This is a genomic window from Candidatus Villigracilis saccharophilus, from assembly GCF_016711665.1.
In genome coordinates this window covers 39,025-61,635 of the sequence record NZ_JADJSO010000014.1, presented here as the reverse complement: position 1 = coordinate 61,635, position 22,611 = coordinate 39,025, and the positions used below count along the sequence as shown (strand labels likewise).

The 22,611-nt window shown below is 50.7% G+C and carries 21 protein-coding genes and 1 other annotated feature; of the genes, 11 read left to right on the top strand and 10 right to left on the bottom strand.

The window, feature by feature from the left end; genetic code table 11:
- Position 1 precedes the first annotated feature (1 nt).
- Together rfbC and IPL17_RS05715 are read right to left on the bottom strand one after the other, a co-directional pair.
- Complete coding sequence (gene rfbC / locus IPL17_RS05720) at positions 2–550, bottom strand: dTDP-4-dehydrorhamnose 3,5-epimerase (RefSeq protein WP_345306114.1); 549 nt, start codon at positions 548–550, stop codon at positions 2–4.
- Positions 551–650: 100 nt separating this feature from the next.
- Positions 651–3,215, bottom strand: coding sequence for a hypothetical protein (locus tag IPL17_RS05715; protein WP_345306113.1), 2,565 nt, complete (start codon positions 3,213–3,215; stop codon positions 651–653).
- A 120-nt stretch (positions 3,216–3,335) separates the two neighbouring features.
- On the opposite strand from IPL17_RS05715, the gene IPL17_RS05710 reads away from it, so the two are divergent.
- The 6 genes from IPL17_RS05710 to IPL17_RS05685 all read left to right on the top strand — a co-directional run bounded on the left by IPL17_RS05710 (position 3,336) and on the right by IPL17_RS05685 (position 7,872).
- On the top strand, positions 3,336–3,986 hold the full coding sequence (locus IPL17_RS05710; protein ID WP_345306112.1) for an MOSC domain-containing protein: 651 nt from the start codon (positions 3,336–3,338) through the stop codon (positions 3,984–3,986).
- 75 nt (positions 3,987–4,061) lie between these two features.
- Positions 4,062–5,762, top strand: a complete 1,701-nt coding sequence (locus IPL17_RS05705) for a diguanylate cyclase (protein ID WP_345306111.1) — start codon at positions 4,062–4,064, stop codon at positions 5,760–5,762.
- Positions 5,763–5,894: 132 nt separating this feature from the next.
- On the top strand, positions 5,895–6,464 hold the full coding sequence (locus IPL17_RS05700) for a DUF5655 domain-containing protein (protein ID WP_345306110.1): 570 nt from the start codon (positions 5,895–5,897) through the stop codon (positions 6,462–6,464).
- A 4-nt stretch (positions 6,465–6,468) separates the two neighbouring features.
- On the top strand, positions 6,469–6,942 hold the full coding sequence (locus IPL17_RS05695) for a hypothetical protein (protein ID WP_345306109.1): 474 nt from the start codon (positions 6,469–6,471) through the stop codon (positions 6,940–6,942).
- A gap of 26 nt (positions 6,943–6,968) precedes the next feature.
- Positions 6,969–7,178 (top strand): YdeI/OmpD-associated family protein, encoded by a 210-nt coding sequence (locus tag IPL17_RS05690; protein ID WP_345306108.1) that lies wholly within the window; start codon positions 6,969–6,971, stop codon positions 7,176–7,178.
- Between the two features lie 37 nt (positions 7,179–7,215).
- On the top strand, positions 7,216–7,872 hold the full coding sequence (locus IPL17_RS05685; protein WP_345306107.1) for an HD domain-containing protein: 657 nt from the start codon (positions 7,216–7,218) through the stop codon (positions 7,870–7,872).
- A 79-nt stretch (positions 7,873–7,951) separates the two neighbouring features.
- Here the strand turns inward: IPL17_RS05685 and IPL17_RS05680 are convergent, their stop codons facing one another.
- Positions 7,952–9,493: a hypothetical protein gene (locus IPL17_RS05680; RefSeq protein WP_345306106.1), complete on the bottom strand. Its 1,542-nt coding sequence runs from the start codon at positions 9,491–9,493 to the stop codon at positions 7,952–7,954.
- Positions 9,494–9,500: 7 nt separating this feature from the next.
- Complete coding sequence (locus IPL17_RS05675; RefSeq protein ID WP_345306105.1) at positions 9,501–10,142, bottom strand: MarC family protein; 642 nt, start codon at positions 10,140–10,142, stop codon at positions 9,501–9,503.
- A 1,218-nt stretch (positions 10,143–11,360) separates the two neighbouring features.
- Positions 11,361–11,604 (top strand) — a binding site (T-box leader).
- A 109-nt stretch (positions 11,605–11,713) separates the two neighbouring features.
- Between IPL17_RS05675 and pheS the strand changes: the two genes are divergently transcribed.
- The 3 genes from pheS to IPL17_RS05660 all read left to right on the top strand — a co-directional run bounded on the left by pheS (position 11,714) and on the right by IPL17_RS05660 (position 15,824).
- Positions 11,714–12,772: a phenylalanine--tRNA ligase subunit alpha gene (pheS, locus tag IPL17_RS05670; RefSeq protein WP_345306104.1), complete on the top strand. Its 1,059-nt coding sequence runs from the start codon at positions 11,714–11,716 to the stop codon at positions 12,770–12,772.
- 69 nt (positions 12,773–12,841) lie between these two features.
- Positions 12,842–15,442 (top strand): phenylalanine--tRNA ligase subunit beta, encoded by a 2,601-nt coding sequence (locus IPL17_RS05665; RefSeq protein WP_345306103.1) that lies wholly within the window; start codon positions 12,842–12,844, stop codon positions 15,440–15,442.
- A gap of 85 nt (positions 15,443–15,527) precedes the next feature.
- Complete coding sequence (locus IPL17_RS05660) at positions 15,528–15,824, top strand: hypothetical protein (RefSeq protein WP_345306102.1); 297 nt, start codon at positions 15,528–15,530, stop codon at positions 15,822–15,824.
- 37 nt (positions 15,825–15,861) lie between these two features.
- On the opposite strand, the gene IPL17_RS05655 is transcribed toward IPL17_RS05660, so the two are convergent.
- The 3 genes from IPL17_RS05655 to ablA are packed head-to-tail and all read right to left on the bottom strand — an operon-like array spanning position 15,862 to position 18,549.
- Entirely contained in the window at positions 15,862–16,509 is a 648-nt protein-coding gene (locus tag IPL17_RS05655) for an NBR1-Ig-like domain-containing protein (protein WP_345306101.1), read from the bottom strand.
- Positions 16,510–16,529: 20 nt separating this feature from the next.
- Entirely contained in the window at positions 16,530–17,162 is a 633-nt protein-coding gene (locus IPL17_RS05650; RefSeq protein ID WP_345306100.1) for an NBR1-Ig-like domain-containing protein, read from the bottom strand.
- Positions 17,163–17,217: 55 nt separating this feature from the next.
- Complete coding sequence (gene ablA, locus IPL17_RS05645; protein WP_345306099.1) at positions 17,218–18,549, bottom strand: lysine 2,3-aminomutase; 1,332 nt, start codon at positions 18,547–18,549, stop codon at positions 17,218–17,220.
- Between the two features lie 184 nt (positions 18,550–18,733).
- On the opposite strand from ablA, the gene IPL17_RS05640 reads away from it, so the two are divergent.
- The gene (locus IPL17_RS05640) at positions 18,734–19,003 is read left to right on the top strand and encodes a GNAT family N-acetyltransferase (protein ID WP_345306098.1); all 270 of its coding nucleotides are present in this window, start codon (positions 18,734–18,736) and stop codon (positions 19,001–19,003) included.
- A gap of 130 nt (positions 19,004–19,133) precedes the next feature.
- Positions 19,134–20,201: an ATP-grasp domain-containing protein gene (locus IPL17_RS05635; RefSeq protein WP_345306097.1), complete on the top strand. Its 1,068-nt coding sequence runs from the start codon at positions 19,134–19,136 to the stop codon at positions 20,199–20,201.
- A gap of 85 nt (positions 20,202–20,286) precedes the next feature.
- Here the strand turns inward: IPL17_RS05635 and IPL17_RS05630 are convergent, their stop codons facing one another.
- From IPL17_RS05630 to IPL17_RS05620, 3 genes are read right to left on the bottom strand one after another with little or no spacing between them, the layout of a single operon-like run.
- Positions 20,287–20,622: a stress response translation initiation inhibitor YciH gene (locus IPL17_RS05630; protein WP_345306096.1), complete on the bottom strand. Its 336-nt coding sequence runs from the start codon at positions 20,620–20,622 to the stop codon at positions 20,287–20,289.
- Between the two features lie 33 nt (positions 20,623–20,655).
- Positions 20,656–21,294: a response regulator transcription factor gene (locus IPL17_RS05625; RefSeq protein ID WP_345306170.1), complete on the bottom strand. Its 639-nt coding sequence runs from the start codon at positions 21,292–21,294 to the stop codon at positions 20,656–20,658.
- On the bottom strand, positions 21,291–22,487 hold the full coding sequence (locus tag IPL17_RS05620) for a sensor histidine kinase (protein WP_345306095.1): 1,197 nt from the start codon (positions 22,485–22,487) through the stop codon (positions 21,291–21,293). Before IPL17_RS05620 ends, IPL17_RS05625 begins: the two co-directional genes overlap by 4 nt.
- Between the last annotated feature and the right edge of the window lie 124 nt (positions 22,488–22,611).

The following is a 22,611-nucleotide window of genomic DNA, read 5'->3' as shown; positions in this document are numbered from 1 at the left end:
TTTATTCAAATATTTCCGCTTCTTCGAATATTTTTCCAAGTGCATCCTTGGCGGATACGGCAATATCTGCGCCTTCCAAGACAGGCCACTCGATCCCTATCGTTGGGTCGTTCCATACGATGCAGCGCTCCCATTCGGGCGCATAATAATCCGTTGCCTTATAAGCCACTTCAACCCATTCGCTAAGCGCCAGAAAGCCATGGGCGAATCCGCTGGGAACCCAAAGTTGATGTTTGTTTTCAGCGCTTAAATGCACGCCGCACCATTTTCCAAATGTCGGGGAACTGCGGCGAAGATCCACCGCGACATCAAATATTTCTCCAGCCAGTGCGCGGATAAGTTTTCCCTGGGGCTGACGGATCTGATAATGTAAACCTCGCAGGACTCCCCTGACGGAACCGGAATGATTATCCTGCACAAATTTTTTGTCAATCCCGGATAAGGTAAATTTATCTTCGCGATAGGTTTCAAGAAAAAAGCCGCGAGGGTCTGAAAATATCCTGGGGCGTACAACGAGCACATCCGGTATTTGAGTTGGCAAAAATTCCATAGTTTAATTTTGATACCTTGATATTTTAGAATGTCATGTGGCTGAACACATGTTAACGGATTCCAAAAAATAAAGCAAACATCCCGCGGAGACACTGCTCCTATCGGCAAACCCCATTTCCATCACATACAGGTGCTTGCAAGGGACATTGCAGCGGCGAGACAGGCTCGCGAACATAGACTTTGGTTTGCGCTGCGATCACCACCACAGCCAGCGCATCCATATTTTCGCCATTCTGGCAGCCAAGCACGATCACATCAGAAGCATTTGGGAAGTACGGCACTTCATCCTGCGGCAGGATCACGTTATTTATTCCATTTGAACCGATCACGACAAAACCTATTCTGGGGTATGCCAAAATCTGATAGGGGTAGCGTCGTTTATTCTCACCTTTATTTTCCAAGTAAAAACGCGGATATAACGCGCGCCCGTCCACAACCCTGAACGCAGGCGATTGCCGAGAAAATTCCTTCAGCATTACCTGAGTCAATCCCATTTCATTAAGATAACCGTCGTTTTCAAGACCAGTCAACAACTCCGCCTGGGAACGGGGCGGATAGCGCAGCGGAAAGATCATCTCAGAGACCGGCAGTGTCGCGCCAATGAATAAAAATAAGAACAGCACGGCAGGCGCTTTTTTCATAGATGTCCACAACCAGGGTGTTTGACTTTCGGGTGTATTAATTTCAATATCAACCAAAAAACCGAAAGAGCCTGCCGCCCAAACCAAGACCTGGAGCAGGCCAAGTGCGAAATAAAGGAATACCACCCAATCTACAGGAACAATATAGCGACCGCCTGATGTGCGCGCCATGGCATTCGCTAGTTGATAAAAAAAGAAAATACCCAGCGGCACCAAACCCGGAAGTTTTACTGAACGCCAGGCCAGACTGACCCCCAACGCGACCAGCATTAGGTTAAGGATAAAAATAAAGACAGCTCCGGTCGCCATACTTCCATCCCAATATTGTTCCCAAAATGGCGTGGCTTCCTTTAATATGTAACGCAGGTCGTGAAAAACGGGCGAAACAGGCAGAGTAAAAACTGATGTCACCAGGTTATGAAAAAAATTCGTGGCGATGGAAACAGGAATGGGTAACAATTGAACTTCAGTCAGCACAGGTTGTGCTGAAATAATATCAGCTTCTTCTACTTGTACTTGTGGGGTTGGCTCTGGAGCGGACTGTGATGGGATCCTGGAATATCGCTCTGCGAGCACGGTGCGTATGCGGGATATAAAAACATCAAAAACAGATCCGCCACTGACTACCCCCCAGGGAAGAACACTCACGAACATGGCTGTAACCAAGAACAATGAGACGAGCAGCGCACGTGACTTTTGACGCCAATACACAATGACAGATAATAAAACAGCGAACACGATGGAAAACAACGCGTGGGTGCGGATCATGATGCCCAAGCCGGCGATCCCACCAACCCAAAGAGCATAGTGATAATTTTCATTCGGAGATTTCAACCACTTGACCAACATCAACGCCAGCCATACCATCAGGATGGCCAGAGGAAAATCCGTCAACATTTGTTTCTGGTTGGCAAGATCGATCATACTGCTGGCGGCAATCCCATTGAGCCCGCGCAGGGTTGCGAGAACAGCAAGAATGACTCCAAGGGTACGGCTGTGCATCTCTTTTCCCAATTGATATAAGATAGCGGGGAATACAGCATAGATCGCGGCTTGCAGTGCAACCACCTGGGAATAGTCCTGACCGGCCAGCGCGTGCAAAAACACCAAAAACCCCATATATAAAGCGCGGTCAAAGAACAATCCATTGTTGATGCCCTGACCGATCAAGGCAAATTGACTTGCAAGATCAAAAGTGGCGGCATCCGAATACGGATGATATTGAAAATCAGGTAAATAAGGTCCTGGTGCAAAATAACTTGAAAGCATAGGCTCGCGCGCCCAAAGAAAAGCCGCAGCCCCCCAAATGACCGCAAAAATCAAGATCTCCGCAGCCTTCGGCACATGTACATGAAAATAGGATTTCTCAAAAAGAAAAAACAACCCACCTATCGCGAGCGCATAAAAGATTTGAAGAGGCAGTATCGGCACACCAGTTGCATACCAGTAATCCTCGCTGATACGCAGCCCAAGCCCGGTGGATGAGATCAATATCCAGATAAGAATAAAGACCGTCATTAATATGAATGCGATATTCAATACGCTTTTGTAGGTTTGAATATCTGGCCGGTAAAATCCATATCTTGCGCCCCACGCCAGCAAAAAGGTCACTCCGCTGAAGAATGTAAACCAGATGAGCAGTGGATGCAGCCGAACAAAATAATCCTGGAAATTTCCATAACGATAGAAAGGGATACAAGCTGCGATCCAGCCTAAAACCAGGCCTGCCAGCGCGCCCCAGAGTATGGCCTTCGAGAATAATTCCTCACCGACAATCAATTCCCATATGCGTTTCGGCCATTCTTTATCCCCATAAGTCCGGAAAGAAAACCCGGCTGCCAATAGTCCAATAAGCGCGACACAGCCGATCAAAGTCAGCCTTTGAAGGGAAAGACCCAAAAACGCCCTGTTCTCAGGGTCGGAAGGAATCTGAAACATGACCAGCGCGGCGATAAAGGCGCTGATCGAGATCAAAGAACCGTAAACAGCCAAAACGCGATTGGAACGCGGCCATCTATACATGATGAATTTTAGTTTACCATTTTTTCTCCGCTTAAAGACCTGCCAGCCGATTTAGCTTGCTGTAAAATAGGCTGGTCACCTTTATTTATTCGTACTATTCAACTTCAAGGAGATCAATCAATGAAAGTAGTCAGCGTGAATATCGGACAGGCCCACACACAGAAAAATGGGCATAAAACGGAAACAACCGGGATCTATAAAATCCCGACAGACGAATCTGTGCAGATCACTTCCCTGGGGATCAAGGAGGATTTCATCGCCAGCAAAAAACATCACGGCGGCCCCGATCAGGCCATATATGTTTACGGCAAAGCGGACTACGACTGGTGGTCAATTGAATTGAGACGCGAGCTGACTGGCGGAACATTTGGCGAAAACCTGACCATCAGCGAATTGGAAAGTGCGCAATTCAATATCGGCGACCGATTGGTGATCGGCAATGTGATCCTCGAGATCACCGCGCCGCGTATCCCTTGCAGCACATTAGCCGCCCGTATGGGAGATCCTGAATTTGTGAAACGTTATCGTCAGGCAGAAAGACCGGGTTTGTACTGCCGCGTCATGCAGGCAGGGCTGATCACAAAGGGCGATGATGTGAAGATTGAGCGGTATGAAAAAGATACGATCTCCGTTATTCAGGTATTTCGTGACTACTATGATAAAAAGAAAAGCGCAGAGACGATCCGCAACCATCTCAACGCGCCGATCGCGATTCGGGTACGGACCGCGCTGGAGGAAGAACTGCAAAAAATAAATAATAAGCAGCAATAAAACTGTAATTGGTTTGAAGGGTATCCTTCACATGCGAATGCTATAATCCAAACTTATTAATTATCCAGCCCTTCCATGAACTACACTTTCCTCCTTTGGCCCAGCGTTATCATAGCCGCCATCCTTGGCGTTTTCTTTTTCATGCGCCGCCATCGCCGATTCGAAATCGCAGCATTGACCAGCAGCAAGGTCATGGATCATATTAAGGATCTGGCTATCGTCCTTGATCAGCACGGAAACATCGTCACATTCAACCAGGCTGCTCAACAAGCCTGCGGCATTTCCACTGCCTCAATTGGCAATCCCGCAGACAATCTGTCCAGACCATGGTCGGACCTTTTTAAACGCTATGCTCAAGATATATTCAAAGATGAAATTAGGGTAGAGCTGCATTACTATCAGCTAACAATTTCCCCCATTAAAGACAATCGAAACCGAACCCTTGGGCGATTGTTCATGCTTCACGACATTACCGATAGCAAACTCGCTGAACAGGCCATGGCAGAGAGTGAATCGCGCTACCAGCAGCTTGTCAAATTGCTGCCGGATGGCGTGATCACGCACCGGGATGGAAAGATCCAATTCGTTAACAGCGCGTCTGTTGAGATGATCGGTGCATCCTCGGCAAGCGAATTGATCGGAAAAAAATTTCTTGATATTGTCCACTCGGACTCGCAGGAGCTCGTCATTCGGCGTATTCAAAGAAGCCTGATAGACAAAAGCGCCAATCCGCTGGTAAATGAAAAATTCGTACGCCTCGACGGCAGAACGATCGATGTTGAAGTTACTTCTCGACCCATTGATATTGACGGGTCACCCACTTTCATGGTTGTCTTCCGCGACATCAGTGAAAAAAAACTTGCGGACGAGAAACTCCAGCAGCTATCGCGGGCTGTTGAACAAAGTCCGGCCTCCATCTTGATCACAAATATTGAAGGCATCATTGAATATGTAAATCCGCGCTTCACATTGGTCACTGGCTATACTGCGGAGGAGGTGCTTGGGAAAAACCCGCGCATCCTAAGCACCGATCAGACTCAGACGGGTACGCATCGCGACCTATGGGAAAAGATATCAACAGGCCGGGAATGGCAGGGCGAATTTGTGAACCGAAAAAAGAACGGGGAACTGTACTACGAGTCCGCCATCATCTCACCGATCATTGATGCCAACGGAGTAACCACCCATTATCTGGCGGTGAAAGAGGATATTACCGAACGGAAACGCGCTGAGGCCGAACTGCAGGCGCTGCAGGTCGAACTGCGTGAACAAGCCATCCGTGATCCATTGACCGGTTTATTTAATCGCCGTTATCTTAATGAAACCCTTGAACGAGAGATCGCCAGAGCCGCACGCGAAAATTACCCGGTCAGTTTTATCATGAGCGATATTGACCACTTTAAAACCATCAACGACACCTATGGCCATCCAGTCGGCGACATTGTTCTGAAAAACCTGGCAGCCGAACTGACAAGCCACGCCCGTGTTGGAGATATCATTTGCCGCCACGGGGGGGAAGAGTTTCTTGTTATCCTGCCCGGGGTTTCCTCTGACGACGCTTTTCAGATCGCGGAACGTTCAAGAAAATCCTTTCAGGCCTTGCGGACCGAGCACGGGGGCTTCGAGATACGGGCTACTTTATCAAGCGGGATCGCCACATTCCCCAAGAACGGAACAAAAAGCATGGAGTTGATCGCATTGGCAGACCAAGCTTTGTACCAAGCCAAATCAAACGGGCGCAATTGTGTGGTCGTGTCTCGGTTGGTGAATCTATAACGCTACGCTGTTTTACCACGTGATGAATTCTTGACAACCTATTAAAAGCATAAAACTTCTCATTGTAAAAATAGAAATTTTGTTCTATAATACAGGCACTGTTTATCCGATTTTGTCAGAGGAGATAATCTTATGAGTAGTCTTGATCAGGCAGTGCAAACCCAGCTTAACAATATTCAAAAGAAAACAGGCAAGTCACTCGCAGAACTGACAACCATCGCTCAAAAAAGCGGTTTGACCAAACACGGCGAACTGCGCGATATGTTCAAGGAAAAATTTGGATTGGGGCACGGCGATGCGAATTCACTGGTTCACGCCATCCGCGCATCTGACGGCACACGCGCCGCGGAAGGCAAGAACGAGAATGCCGTGCTAGATGAAATTTATTCCGGCGCAAAAGCAGGCATGCGTCCCATCCATGATGCTCTGATGGAGCACATCATGAAATTTGGCGAGTTCGAGATCGTGCCCAAAAAAGGCTATGTCAGTTTACGGTGCAAAAAACAATTCGCGATGATCGGGCCAAAAACAAACACACGCTTCGAAGTCGGCATCAACGCAAAGGATCTCAAAAAAAATAGCCGCCTGCTGGAACAGCCCAAAGGAAGCATGTGCAATTACATCGTCCAGGTAAATGACATGAAGGAAGTAGACGCTGAATTGATCACATGGATCAGATCTGCATTCGAAGGAGCAGGATAATTCGATGTCAGACCATATCAAACAAGAAGATTTTTCCATCAATTTACTTAAGCTCATGCAGGAGACTTTCGAAAGCCCTCATGGGATTTTTCTGGATAAGAACACCTCGCTCTTTCAAACGCTCGAAAGCGTTTCTGCCCAGGAAGCATCCACTCCTGTTGGAGGGAAATGCGCCTCTCTCGCCGCCCAGGTAGCGCACGTGACGTTCTATATCGAATCCTTTGAACGCTTTGCAATCTATCAGGATACCAGCCCCGTGGATTGGGGTGCGATCTGGCGTACAGTGGAAAAAGTCACGCCTGAAGAATGGGACGCGCTGAAAAACAACCTCAAGCAAACTTACGAACGCATCAATAAGTTGTTCCGCGAGAACAAAATGTGGAATGAAGACACCATCGGTGGAGCTCTTTCCATCGTAGTTCATACAGCCTATCATCTTGGTGAGATCCGTCAGGCTCTGTGTGTATTGAAAGTGTAAACATGGTCCCGCGTCCGCGCTACCCCATGCCCAATTTTATTCAGGAGGCGCTCAATGCGCATGGATTAACGAATGCCTATCTTGCGCGGCCGCCTTATCAACAAAATGATTATATTGGCTGGATCAACCGCGCAAAGCTGGAAACGACAAAGCAGAAACGCCTGAATCAAATGCTGGATGAACTGAAATGCGGCGACATCTATATGAAAATGAAATGGAACAGCAAGTCGGGTTAAAAGCCCGACTTGCTGTTTATGTGGCAAAATAGGGGGTATGACCCAAAACGACATCATACAAAAAACAAGCGCATATATAAAACAGGAATTCAGTGACGATTCCTCCGGTCATGATTGGTGGCATATTTATCGCGTGTGGAAAAACGCCATCGCCATTTGCGAGCAGGAAAGAGCGGACAGATTTACTGTGGAACTCGCGGCCCTGCTGCACGATCTTGACGATTGGAAATTCAATGAAAACGAAGATGAAACACCGAGCCGCGCCAAAGCCTGGATGGAGTCTTGCAATGTGAATTCTGAAATGATTGAAAAAGTCTGCGAGATCATCATGCACATTTCCTATAAAGGGGCGCAGGTGGAAAACAAGATGAAATCGCTCGAGGGCTTGATCGTGCAGGATGCAGACCGGCTGGATGCCATCGGCGCGATCGGAATCGGCCGCGCCTTTGCGTATGGGGGCTATAAGAACAGGCCAATGTACGACCCCGAAAGATCAAATAACATGCATGCAAGTTTTGAAGAATATAAGAACAGTAAAAGCGCGACCATTAATCATTTTTATGAAAAGTTACTTTTATTAAAAGATATGATGAATACCGGCACAGCAAAAAGGATTGCGGAACAGCGCCATGAGGTGATGCTGAGTTTTCTAAGTCAATTTATGAATGAGTGGGAAGGGAAGGATATTAAATAAATCTCGTTGCAGGACGGCAAGCGGCTCCGCGGGATCCAAAGATCGTAGTAGACAAAGGACGCCCTTGCAAGAACAAAAGCTATTTTTTCAGGTTAAATATCAGCGCACTTTCTGATTCATACATAAGCAGATGGGGATCTGAAGCGCGAGTCGAATCCGCCAGGCTGCGCAATGAATTCATTATTGCGCCAGTTTCATTTTCAGACGGGATCATAACGACCAGGTAATCGTAATTGACCGAATTGCGCGCACTCCAATCATTGACACAGCTCACATCAGCGCAATGTTGAAAAGCGGTCAACTGGTCATACCACGGAAAAAATCGATCTCCAAGAGTCCACTCCAGCCCTTGCATCGTCGTCGCGCTATATTGTTCCGTTAAAGCGGGGAACCATTCTTGCAAAGGATCAGACATTGAAAACTCGCGTCCGGTTGCAAGCAAAAATGTCTTTCCCTTATCAATATTTGAATCCACCCATTCGATCATTTTCAGATCATCGGATTTCAAGCTTGTATTCACCAATTGAAAATCAAAGATGCTTGCTGTCAGAATGAAAAAGAACATGAGGAAAAACACAAGGAACTGGCTCGAACGCTTCAGCATTACGGTCTCAGGCCCGTCATCCGAACGGCTAATCAGCGCGGAGAGCTTGAGGAGCCCCGTGCCTGCCAGCACAGATAATGAGAGTAAGGCAATACCGTCCCCTCCGCGCGGATCAACAAGATAGGCAAGCACGGTCCATGTGATCAAAAAGAATTCACGTTGTCTAATGGAGATCCAAAGGCCAATCAGTGCCAAGAGCAGGATCGGAAGAAAAAGAACATCCCCAAGACCCTCAAACCTGAATATTCCCAGATACGACTCAAGGGTCCGCTGGCTGGTAGAACCTGCAGAAATAATCGGCTGTATGCCATAACGGATTAATACTGTCACCCACCACGGAGCCGTTAGCAAAGCCACTCCAACAGCTATAGATAAGGATGAAATAATTCCGCGCGGATTGCGGCCATAAAAAACAAAGATCAACACTCCTCCCAACACGGCGTGGAGCGCTGTTTGTGGATGACTCAATACTGCGCCTGCACCAAACAAAATGGTTAGCAAAATTCTTTTATGCGTATATTCTTTGAATAATCGGATAGCCTGCCACAACATGAGAAGCAGGAAAAACATACCGAAAGCCCGCGTAATGCCGCCTCCCATCACCTGCCAGACAAAAGCACGCGGCGACAAAGCATAAACCAGGACAGACATCGCAGCGGATGTTCGTGAAAGAAGGATCTCTTCAGTTAATTTGTAAAAGACAAGGATGGAGAGGGTGTTCACCAGGGCTGGCAGCCAGAGCAATATCTGAATTTCAGATACAGGCAGCAAGTCAGATAATGAAGCGGCGATATAAAATCCAAGCGGAGGATAGGCAAAGGGAATATCCGCAAAGTTATAGGATGTGAATTGAGGCAGGATGTAATGATTCGCTTTCAGATCACGGATCATCGTATAGAACATACCGCCATCATTAAGCGGAAATCCATTCACGATGACCGGCCAAAAGCGGACTACTGCGCCAAACAGCATTGCGGCAAACAGAAAAAGTGCAGGCCAATCCAGTTTTCGATTCATATTCGCCTTATTGTATCTTTAACATATCCTGAACAATGGGCGTCAACCCGCTAAAGAAGAATTCCACCGCAATGACCATGACGATCAGACCCATCAGGCGCAACATCACTTTGTTGCCGTTCTCCCCGATCAGGTGTGTGACCTGTTTCGCGCCCAGCAAAAGGAAATAAGTAAAAACGATGAGCAGAATAATGGCGCCCAGCACAATTCCTGATTCGATGGGCGACTTCGATTCATTCATCAGAAGAATCGAAGTCGTGATCGCGCCAGGGCCACAGATGATGGGAATACCAAGCGGGGTAATGGAAATATCATTGATATATTCATGCGTTGTTTCATCATCAAACTGAGTCCGTGTGAGGCGGGCTTGCAGCATTTCATAACCCATCAGGAAAAATATCACGCCGCCAACAACACGCAAACTATTCGTGGATATGGAAAAGAAACGAAAGATCCACTGTCCCGTCATCGCAAAGGCAAGCAAAATGAACAACGCGGTCAGACTGGCTTTGCGCGCCACACGATGCGACTCCTGAGGAGACAATTTCGCGGTCATGGCTGTGTAGACAGGAATGACACCAATGGGGTTGACCATCGTGAACAAGGAGACAAAACAAAGCAAGGCAAATTCAATAAGCGGGGAAGCCATCATAGAGGGGGGGGGAGAAAAAAACTCCCCGGGTTAGGGGGGGGAAAGGCGGGGGGGGGCCGGAGACCCACCGCCGGGGCCCCTTCGAAAAGGGGGAGGGGAGCCACCGCCCCCCGAGAAAAGGGACCCCCCAAAAAACCCCCACCCCCCCCCCAAAAAAACCCCCCCCCCCCCCCCAACAAAAGGGGCCCCCCCCCACCCCCCCCCCGGGGGGCCGGCGGCGGGGCGGGGGGCCCCGGGAAAACCCACCAACCACCCCCCCCCCAAACCCGAAACCACCCAAGATTAAGGTTTTGGGGGCGGGGGGATTGGGGGGGGGGGCCCGGCGGGGGGGGGTGGCCGTGTCCCGCGGGGGGGAAAAAACAAAAAAAGGGAAAAAAAAAGCCCGCGGGCCCCCGGCCGGGGGCCCCCCCCCCCCCCCCCGCGCCCCCGGCGGGGGGGGGGGGGGGGGGGGGGGGGGGGGGGGGGGGAGGGGGGAGGGGGCCCCCCGGGCAGGCCCCCCGGGCCGGGAACGCGCGAGGGGCCCCGCGGGGGGGGGCGGGGGGGGGCCGGGGGGGGGGGGGGGGGGGGGTTGTTTCCGGGGGGGGGGGGCCCCCGGGGGCAACCGGGGGGGGGGGGGGGGGGGGGGGGGGGGGGGGGGGGCGGGGGCCCCCCCCCGGCCCGCGCCCCCGGGGGGGGCGGCCCGGGGCCCCGCGCGGCCCGCGGCCCGAGGAACGCCCGAACAACTAAAACACCAAAAACCAAAAAACCAACCCAAACCCCCCCCCCCCCCCCCCAAAAACCAAAAGGGTTTTCCAACCCCACCCCCCCCCCCCCCAACCACCAACCACCACATACAAATTTCTTTCCCCATTCCCTCTCCCCCCCCGCCCCCCGGGGCCCTGGGCGGTGGGGGGGGGGCCCCCCCCCCGGGGCCCCCGGGGGGGGGGGGGGGGGGGGGGGGTTCTTTTCCCCCCCCCCCGGGGGCGGGGCCCGGCACCCCGGCCGGGGGGGGGGGCTTGGTTTTTTTTTTTTCCCCCCCCCCCCCCCCCCCCCCCCCCCCCCTTTTGTTTTTGTTTGGGGTTCGTTTACATTACTCCTGAGAAGTTGGTATCAAACAGATTGATCGATTCTACTGCGATTGTCCATAACTTTTGATATTTTAAAGCGCGAAACCTGGACCAAAGACATCCAAGCCTTGACATCCCCTAGATTCCGCAGATAATTACGGCAATTAAACTAAAGGCCGTGACAGAGGAAAGTAGACTGGCAGAAGCCGCCAGAGATGTGCAAAGTAGCCGTTGAGATTGCACTCGACCAAAATCAGTTGAAGTTCCCTCTTGAGCCGTTCAGGTGAACCATTTATCAGTAGTCTGAACCGTATTCTCAACGTTATTCGAGAAGCCGATGAATGTCGGCACAAAGTGAGCCTGAAAAGGCTAATTTGGGTGGTACCGCGAGAATTCTCCCTCTCGTCCCATTATTTGTGGACGGGAGGTTTTTGTTTTTTATTTCAAGGAGTCCGAAGTCCGTGACTTCGGAGTATCCAACGATTGGGGACGTTGGACTCTAGTTCATTTTTTGGAGGCACCATGTTGGATAGATTGAACGAGATCGAAAAAGCCGCGCTGGAGAGTCTTGCATCCATTACGGATCAAGCCGCTCTTGACGCGTGGCGTATTGCGAACGTGGGACGCAGTTCGCCGTTGATGCAGGTTTTTGCCGGGTTTGGGAAACTCTCAAAGGAAGAGCGGCCAGTTGTCGGCGCGGCTGCGAACCGTGTAAAAGCAGCCTTGGAATCCGCTTTGGAAGAAAGAACCCAGGCGGTGAAAAATGCCGCGCTGGCAAAGTCCCTTGAGGAGGAAAAACTGGACGTGACTTTGCCCGGACGCGAAGTCAACATTGGACGCTTGCATCCATCCAATCAACAGTTGCGGCGCGTATTAGCCATCCTGGCAGAGATGGGCTTTCAGGTGTATACCTCGCGCGAGGTTGAAACGGATGAGATGAATTTCCAAATGCTCAACTTCCCGCCGCATCACCCCGCGCGCGAAATGCAGGATTCTTTTTACGTGGAAGCGGAAGGCCGCGAAGACAACCCGATCTTGATGCGCACACATACCTCGCCGGGACAGATCCGCGCAATGCGTGAAGCCTCCGCGATCAACCCGCAGAACCCGCCTCCGATCCGCATCGCTCTGCCGGGGATGTGCTATCGCTATGAGCAGATCACAGCGCGTTCTGAAATTCAGTTCAACCAAGTGGAAGGGCTGGCTGTTGGCGAAGGGATCACGTTCGCTGATTTGAAAGGTACACTCACCGATTTTGCGCGGCGCATGTTCGGACAGGATGCGCGCGTGAGGTTCCGCGCTTCATACTTCCCGTTCACAGAACCATCCGCCGAAGTGGATGTGGAATGTTTTGTCTGTGGCGGAAAGGGCTGCCAGGTCTGCAAGAATTCGGGCTGGCTTGAAATTCTCGGCTGCGGCATGGTACACCCGAACGTGCTTCAGAACGGCGGCTATGACCCCAAACGTTATACAGGCTTCGCCTTCGGCATGGGTCCCGAGCGACAGTTGATGTTGCGAAACAAGATCAACGATATTCGTTATTTCTGGGGCAACGATGTGCGGTTTTTGGAGCAATTCTAAAGTTCTTAACCACAGAGGAAATCCTTTGTGTACCCTTGTGACACTTTATGGTAACTGAAAGGCAAAATTATGAAACTACCAATATCATGGCTAAAAGATTTCATTGACATTGACGGGTTGACCGTCGAAGACATTGCTCGTAAATTAACGCTCGCCGGTCTCGAAGTTGACGAGATCCTATATGCGGGCTTGCCCATGCCAACCTATGGCGCTGGCGAGAAACACGAATTCAAGACCAACGGCATTGGCTGGGACCGCGAAAAACTGGTCGTTGCTGAGATCCGCGAAGTGAAAGCGCATCCCAATGCGGATAAACTCACTCTGCTCGACTTGTTCGATGGTCAACAGGAGCAGGTTGTGTTGACAGGCGCGCCAAACATTTTCCATTTGAAAGGCGCGGGCAAACTTCCCAAGCCGATCAAAGTGGCCTACGCAAAGGAAGGCGCAACCATCTATGATGGTCACGCGGACGGATTGGTACTGACCACGCTCAAACGCGCAAAAATCCGCGGCGTGGATTCCTATTCGATGGTTTGCTCTGAAAAGGAATTGGGGATCACCGAAGAGCATGAAGGCATTATCCTGCTCGATGACGATGCGCCTGTGGGGATGCCTCTTGTGGACTACATCGGTGACGCAGTCTTGGACATTTCCATTCTGCCGAACATGGCGCGTAACGCAAATGTGATCGGCATCGCGCGTGAACTCGCCGCGCTGACGGGCCGCGAACTCAAACAGCCCAAAATTGAATTCCAAACATCCGGCGATCCAGTTGAAGATTCGGTCGCCATTGAAATCACCAACTCCGAGCTTAATCCGCGCTTCGTAGCGGGATTAATTCGTAACGTGGAGATCAAGCCAAGTCCATACCAGATCCAGCGCAGACTTAAACTCGCAGGCGTGCGCTCCATCAACAACATTGTGGACGCGACCAACTACGCCATGATCGAACTCGGCGAGCCTCTGCACGCCTTTGATTATGACATCCTCAAGGAACGCGCCGGTGAAAAGAAGATCAAGATCATCACCCGCGCCGCACAGGAAGGCGAGGAGCTCATCACTCTCGATGGTGTGAAACGCAAACTCACCTCCATGAATGTGCTGGTGTGCGACGAAAAAGGCTCGCTCTCTCTTGCAGGTGTAATGGGCGGTTCCGAATCTGAAGTATACGATGCATCCAAAGAAGTTTTGGATGCGATAGGCGTTGAAATCAAGCCTGGCGAAATGCCGCAGGGAAAAACCACTTCGCGTGGAAAGAGCACTGTCAATGTCCTGCTCGAAGGCGCGGCGTGGAACTTCATCAACATCCGCCGCACCGCCAAGCAGCACAATCTTCCTTCCGAAGCGTCGTTCCGTTTTTCACGCGGCGTGCATCCCGCGCTGGCTGAAACTGGCGTGAGGCGCGGCTTGCAATACATGGCCGCCTGGGCAAATGGAGCCATCGCGCCCGGCCTTGTGGACGCGTATCCACTTAAACCCAAGGATTCAGTGGTTGAGGTGACACCAAAAGACGTAAAGAGACTGCTTGGCATTGAACTCACAAATGAAGAAATTGCCGCGCTCCTCGCTCATCTTGAATTCAATTGTGTGATCACAGGCAGCGGCGTGAAAGTCACCGCACCCGCCCATCGCATGGACATTGAGGAAGGCGTCGTCGGTCTTGCAGACGTACTTGAAGAAGTTGCGCGATCATACGGCTTCGATAGGATCCCAACCACCACCATGGCTGACGCTTTGCCTCCGCAAGTTGGAAATCCAGTCCACGAGTGGGAGGAGCGTCTGCGTGACCTGCTCGTCGCGATCGGCCTGCAGGAAGTAGTGACCTACCGCATGACCTCGCCCGAGCGTGAAGGCCGTGTAGTGACGCACAATGAATATGTCCGCATCGCAAATCCGATCGCGCCTGAACGCAGCGTTTTGCGTCAAAGCCTGCTCGCTTCGGTGCTTGAAGTTGCCGAGAAAAATGCCAAAGCAGAATCAATTGCAATGTTTGAAGTGGGCTCGATCTTCGAGCCAGTCAAGAACGATCTGCCCAACGAGCCGCGCAGACTCGGCATCGTGATGACGGGCGCCCGCATTGCACCCGCGTGGGATGTGAAAGACTCACCTGCTTTCGACTTCTATGATATGAAGGGGCGCATCGAACTCCTTTTGGCCGGCCTCCGTTTCACAGACATTGTCTATGCTGAGAGTGAGTCTGCTTACAACATGCACCCGGGCAAATCTGCCGAGGTGAAAGTGAATGGACAGGTCGTGGGAGTATTCGGCGAACTGCATCCGCTGGCAAAGGAAAAATATGAATTTGGTGATGCCCCCGTGATTGTGGCAGAATTCGATCTAGAAAAACTGCGCACGCTGAGCCCATCCTTTGGCATTAAGCCGGTCTCAGAATTCCCGCCGATGTATGAAGATATTGCCGTCATCCTTGATGAATCAGTCGCCGCATCTGCCGTCGAAGCATTGATCAGGCAAACGGGCGGCAAGACCGTGACCGACGTCCGCCTGTTCGATGTCTATCGCGATGAAAAGATCGGGGCTGGCAAAAAGTCACTGGCGTACAGTCTCACCTATCAGGCTGAGAAAACGCTGACCGATGCCGATGCCGCGGCGATCCGAAACAAGATCGTCAAACGGCTGGAGCATACCGTCGGAGCAAAATTAAGGTCATAGTACAAACGGGATGCGGGAAAACTTGCATCCCGTTTTTTTTGAATGTATACTCGGTTTAAATCTAATTTATCACAGGAGAAAAGAAATGGATCCCAAAACAAAAGGAATTATTGCGACCATTGCCTCAGTTGTATTATGCGGCTGCCCGGGTTTGTTCATGTGCTTCTTCGGGGCGACATCTGTTTTTGCAAGCAGCATTCCTGGAGCGGACATCGATGTGATGGGCAGCAGTGACCCAGCCGCCGCAACCACCATGGGAATAGTATTTTTGTGTCTATCCCTGATCTTTATTGCCATCCCGATCGCAGTTGGTTTCTTCTCCTTCCGCAAAAAACCAGCGGTAGTGGTCTCGAATAACGAGCCTATTCCCCCGGCTTCTTAATAAAAAAATCCTCCAAGTAGAAACTTGGAGGATTTTTTTATTTTACGATGATCGTCAACTTCATTGAGCAGAAGGTGTTCTTTCCGCTCGTGATCTTCCATGTAGTAGTGTAGGTGCCCGTACTGTCGGGCGCTTTCATGTCTACAACAATATCGGTCTGCCGTCCGGGAGAAACGCTCTTATTCAGATCGTAGATCGGAGCCTTGTGGAGTTTATCCCCGCTGTTATAGCGATAGTCCGCATTGTTTGAATCCCACGCATTCTTGCCAATGTTCGTCACCAGCCAGTGAGCATCAAAATCGGCGCCGCGCGCAAAGACAGTATCGTCCGGCGGAGTCTTGGAATCCACGCGGCATGCAAATTGCGCCCCGGAATCCGATGTATCCAGTGTCGGTGTGGAGGATGGCACGGTTGGGGTGGAAAGGATGAAGATAAAAGTCGGCGTGGGCGATTCTGTGGGCGGCGGCGTTTTCGAAGGCAGCATTGTAACTGTTGGCGTCAAGGAGGGCGGCATCATTAATGCGGTTTGAGTAGCGGCCGCTCCGGCGGTCAACACAATGGCGGTATTGATCGAGTTCGGGTCAAAGGTCGGAGCAGGTACGGACGCAGGAACAAGCGTAGGCGCGCAAGCAAGCACAAGCGCTGCGATCAGCAAAAAAGAGAATATCCTAAGGTTCCGTTGCATCTTTGTTTCTCCTACAAACCCTACTTCACATCGATCGCTACATATGGAAAGCAGGCTTGTCCCTGCACGGTCCAAGTCATCACCTGGCGGCCAGTTTCAGCGGGGGCATTCGCGTCCATGACGATCTGGTAGGTATCACCGGGTTTCATTTGTTTGGGAATTTCAACGACATTGACCGTTGCCATTTTTGGACCGCTAAAATACTTGACATCATAGCCTGACTCCCAGGTCTTTGTTCCAGTATTTACGATGGTCCATTTTATATCGAAACTGTCTCCATGATGAATTTCAGTCATGTCATGAGGGCGGCGGTTGATCACGTCACAGGCATAGTCGGGTTTTGACACAGCCACGCTGCCACCGCTGCTGACAGACTGCGGAATCACAGGTATGGCCGTGACGGTTGGCACAACGGGCGTAAATGTTGGGATCGTGATCGGCGTGTTCGTTGGCACGACCTCAACCGTCGCGGTCGCCAACGGGATCTGCGCCGCCACGGTCAACTCCACAGATTCTGCGACCTGCCTTTCGGCTTCCAAGGTCTGCGCCACAGCAGTATTGATCTGTGACTGGATCTGTTCCGGGCTTTGTCCCGGGGCACAGCCTGCCAAAAATGCAGCAATTATCATTAACACGATCAAACTTCTTTTCATTTTTATCTCCTTTTCGAGCTTTGACTGGTTTCTAATTTTCGTCCTCAGTCATCGCCTAATCTGTCTCACCGGACCCGATCCCAAGCGGTTTCCACTTGTTCTCGTCCTTTAATCGGTGTTGGATACCATCACGATTATGTAATTCATCAAAACCTTCGGGTTTGATGAATAGCTGGTCGCCATCCAGCAGGCCGGTCAGGCCGGTCTGGCCGGGTTCCGGACGTTTGCTTTGACAGAATTTACACGTCTTCGGGTCGTGTGACTTGTACTCGGTCGGCTCTTCGTAGGTTGTCACATATCCTTCGTAGTTACGCACGATCACCTTATGGTCAGACATGCTCAACAGGTAATTGGGCATGACGGGAATCTTACCACCCCCGCCAGGGGCATCCACAATGAACTGCGGGACGGCATAGCCGGAGGTATGTCCGCGCAGGCCTTCGATGATCTCAATGCCTTTTGCAACCGGTGTGCGGAAATGTCCCGATCCTTCGACCAGATCACATTGATACAGATAATACGGGCGCACGCGGATACGGGTTAATTTCTGCACCAGTTCACGCTGCATATGAACGCAATCATTGACGCCCGCAAGCAGGACGGACTGATTGCCCAAGGGAATACCGGCGCGACTCATGCGGTCGCAGGCTTCGGCAAGTTCCTTGGAAATTTCATTCGGATGATTGACATGGATGTTCAACCAGAGCGGGTGGAACTTCGCGAGCATATCGCATAATTCCTGCGTAATGCGCATTGGCATAAAGACCGGCACACGCGACCCAATACGGACAATTTCAATATGCGGGATCTCGCGTAAGCGGGTGAGCAATTCTTCCAGAATTTTTGGAGCCAAAACAAGCGGATCACCACCGGAGAGCAGCACATCACGCACCTGCGGAGTGCGTTTGAGATATTCGATCTGCATCTCGAAATCCTGGCGGTTGAAGGTTTGGCCGGGGTCGCCTACAATGCGTGAGCGTGTGCAGTAACGACAATACGACGCGCACTGGGTCGTTACCAGCATGAGAACTCTATCAGGGTAACGGTGAACAAGTCCAGGCACGGGAGAGTGGCGGTCTTCCGCCAGCGAATCCTCCATCATGGAGGTAAAGGCGTTCATTTCCTCTGAAACAGGGATGATCTGCTTGCGAACGGGATCATTCGGGTCTTCAGGGTCGATCAAAGAAATAAAATAAGGCGTCACATCCACGCGGAACAGACCTTGAGTTTGCAGAGCCTTGCGTTCACTCTCGGTGAGATTCAAGACCTTTTCGATATCTTCCACAGTGTTCAGACGGTGACTTAACTGCCAGCGCCAATCGTTCCATTTTTCATCCGGAACATCAGCGTAAATTGGCGCGCGTTTTGAAATAATGGGTGTGGGCATTTTTCCTCCGAAAAATTTTAGGGTTAAAGTTTGACAACGCGGGATCAGCGCGCAAGTGGAGGGTCATGATCCGGTCGAAAAAATCCTGCAAATTTCAGCAACATCTTAAACATTGTAAATTCAAACGGAATGCGGGTCAATGTCATTATTTTTCGAGAGTACAATTGGGACAAAGGATAAATTTATGCTGAACTCCGACCTTACAGTTATTCATCTCCCCGAACAGAAAAGTTTTGAAGTACGCCTCGATACATTTACGGCTGAATTAAATTATCACTTGAGCGCAGACACCATCACCTTTACACACACAGGCGTCCCTGCCGCACTCGAAGGGCGCGGGATCGGAAGCCTGCTGGTACGCGCAGGGTTAAAATATGCCAAAGAAAATAACCTCAAAGTGCACTCACTGTGCTGGTTTGTGGACAAATATCGCCAGCGTCATCCAAACGAATGAGCTGGCTTACTTAATCAATTCATGCTGACACACCATTCTTTTATTGATGAATATCCTGCTTAGTGGCGGGCGCGCACCCGCCACACTTGACCTCGCCCGCGCATTTCATAGAGCTGGCCATATAGTCTTTATGGCTGAATCTTTTCGCGCGCATATATCCCAGCCAAGCAACGCCATTACAAAAAATTTCTTTGTGCCATCGCCGCGCTACCAAACAAAGGCATTTATCCAGGCGCTGAGAAATATCATCGTTGACAATAAAATAAACCTGTTCATTCCCACAGGCGAAGAGATATTCTATGCTGCCATGGAACGCAATGAATTACCCTGTGCCGTTTTTTCCGAGTCCATCACGAAATTAAATCAACTGCACAGCAAATGGAGTTTTGTCATCAGCGCAATGGCGAATGATCTTCCCGCGCCTGAGACGATGCTCATCAGATCAAAAGACGATCTATTTCACGCGTACGCACAATGGCGGGAACTTGTTCTTAAGCCGGTTTATTCCCGCTTCGCCTCGCAGACCATGATCCTGCCTCCGTTAAAACTGGCATTATCCACCCTGAAGTTTGATCCTGCCATTCCCTGGGTGGCGCAGGGCTACACCTCTGGGAAGCATTACAGCACCTACAGCATCTGCCATCATGGACATATTACCGCCCATACCGCCTATCCCGCCACATTTAAAGCTGGATTGGGAACGGTCGTCGCTTTTCAACATATTGAACATCCGGCAATGTTCAAATGGGTAAAAACATTTGTCGAGAAAAATAAATTCACGGGCCAGATCGGTTTTGATTTCATTGAGAAAGCGGATGGACAGCTTGTCGCTCTGGAATGTAATCCGCGCACGACAAGCGGCGCGCACCTGCTTGCATCCAACCCCAAGTTTATAGAAGCATTCTATAATCCTCATCAGCAATGCGCCACACCGATCAATCACCGTCCCCTTATGCTTGCAATCGGAATGCTGATCCACGGGTTACCGGCAGCGCTTCAGAAAAAACAATTCAAGACCTGGTTGGAAACATTCCTCAGCAGTGATGATGTGATCCTGGATTATAAAGACCCGCTCCCCGCCCTGCTTCAATTCCGCAGATTTTTCACCCTGTTATCCATCGCATGGAAGAACAGGATCAGCCCGTTTGAAGCCAGAACCTTCGATGTTGAATGGAACGGGGATGAAAAAAGAGGTTGATGTGCCGCAGCGACGAGGATCAACTTCTCACTTCAGTATATGACCTCGTGCATGAGTTGTATTATTCAAAACAAGGGTAGTAAATTCACCCGCCCGCAATTTTTACTTTATACCCCATCTTCCTCAACACTTCGGCGATCTTCTCACGGTGCTCGCCCTGAATTTCGATCACGCCATCCTTGATGGTCCCGCCTGTGCCGCAATCCTGTTTTAATTTCTTCGCCAATGTTTTCAAGTCATTTTCAGAAAGAACAAGCTTCTTCACCAGTGTCACAGCCTTCCCGCCGCGCCCGTTGGATTCTCGATGCAGATACACAGTCTGCTGCTGAGATGGCAGGGAATTATCACGGGAGGATCCGCTTTGTTTCTTACGCAGATCTCCATCTTCGGACGACCATACAGTTTTATTGTCATTTGACATAGCTCAATTATAGCGAACTATTTCCACCGCTCTCTATCCCAATAATCCTTTCTGCGCCGCGACGGCGACAGCGGCGGCGCGCGAATCCACCCCGTATTTTTGATAAATACTTGCAAGGTGCGCTTTGACCGTGCGTTCGGTGATTCCCAATTTAAATGCGATCTCCTTATTACGCTCGCCCCGCGCGGCGGACTGTAACACTTCAAGCTCACGCTCTGTCAGCATAGAGTCAGTTTGGGGTGCGGATACAGGCTTTGGCTGAGGCGCGAGTACGCGGGCAAGGATATCCGGCTTTAACAATGTTTCACCCCTTGCGGCGGCGTGGATCGCATCCAGCAAATTTTCACGGCTGGAGTCCTTGAGTAAATATCCACGCGCGCCAGATTGCAAGCCGCGAATCATCAAGTCATCTTCGTTGTAGGTGGTGAGGATGACGATGGCGATCTGCGGATGATCTTTGCGAAGATGTTCGATGGCGGTGATGCCGTCCATGCGCGGCATTTGCAGATCCATGAGAATGACATTAGGCTTGAGTTCGGGGACGAGACGCAAGCACTCTGCACCATCTGTGGCTTCACCGACAACTTCGATATCGTCGGCGGTTTCGAGAATCAGCCGCAAGCCCTCACGGACAATGAGATGGTCATCGGTGATCATCACGCGGATCATTATGACCTCCCCACGCTGAACTGAATGCATGTGCCGCCATTATTTGACTCAATGGAAAGCATGCCGCCTGTCAGGCGTGCGCGCTCGTGCATCCCAACCAGGCCATAGCTTCCGTTTGACTTTTGATTCACATCGAACCCCTTGCCGTTGTCGCGGACTTCAAGTTCGAGATTTTGATCTTGAAGCATCCACTTCACATGGACTTGTGTTGCCTGTGCGTGGCGGGCGATGTTTGTCAATGATTCGCTCAGGATGTTGAGCGCATGGCTGGTCGTTCCAGGGGATAGCTGATTTTTGTTTACAGAAATTTCCAATTCACAAGGAATTCCTGTCGCCTGTGTGAAGCGATCTATTTTCTCGCGCACTGCTTCGGTTAAGTTTGCAGGTGCGGCGCGCAGATCATCGATGGCGGCGCGGGATTCAGCGAGGGTGCTGCGTGCGCGGGTGATGGACTGCTCAACGATGGCTGATGCGCGTTCGATTCGATTCGCGCCGAGATGTGCTTTGACCGCTTCAAGCTGCAAGACCAGTCCCGCCACTCCTTGCGCAAGCGTATCGTGCAATTCGCGCGCCATGCGCTGACGTTCATTCTGCAGCGTGAGTGCTTCTATTTTCGCGGCGGAGGCAGCGAGTTTAGCATTGGCGCTTTCAAGCGACTCGGCCAGATCCACGGCTTTTTGGCGCTCGGCCAATTGCTGATTTAGTACCACCATAAACAGGATGATAAAACCGCCGTTGATAAGCAGGGTCGAAAGGGCAGCTCCCAGATCGCCTGGGGCAACGAGACGAAGAAGAATCACCAACGTAATAGCAAAATAGAACAAACCCAATTTCAAAGCCCGCCACGTATTCCCCCATAACCCAAGAACCTCGCCGATGAGGGAGATCATCGCTGACCCGAGAATGGTGAAATGAATTTGCGTTCCATAAGGAATAGCCACCAACGCGATAATGAGAATGGTTTGAGTAAAATAATAAAACTCCCACCAATACTTGCTTTGGAATTGCCTCAGGTTCAGCCAATATAAACCGATATGAAGGGTGAAAAGCAATCCGCACAGGATGGCATAAAACAAGGAACCTGTGTTCCACACATCCCGAATACTGATTACCGCAATAAACCCGAGCAGAACGGTAATAAAAATATAAAAGGGAAATCCAACAAACTGGCCTTTTTGCGAATTGGTTTGTTCCATGCACATATTCTACCTGAGGCGGGCGCACGTTCATATTGTCCGAATGGACAGTGTCCACTTTTGCACGGAATGGCCGATGTGGAGAGAGGGACAAATCCATACAATAGCGCCAATCACCAATTAG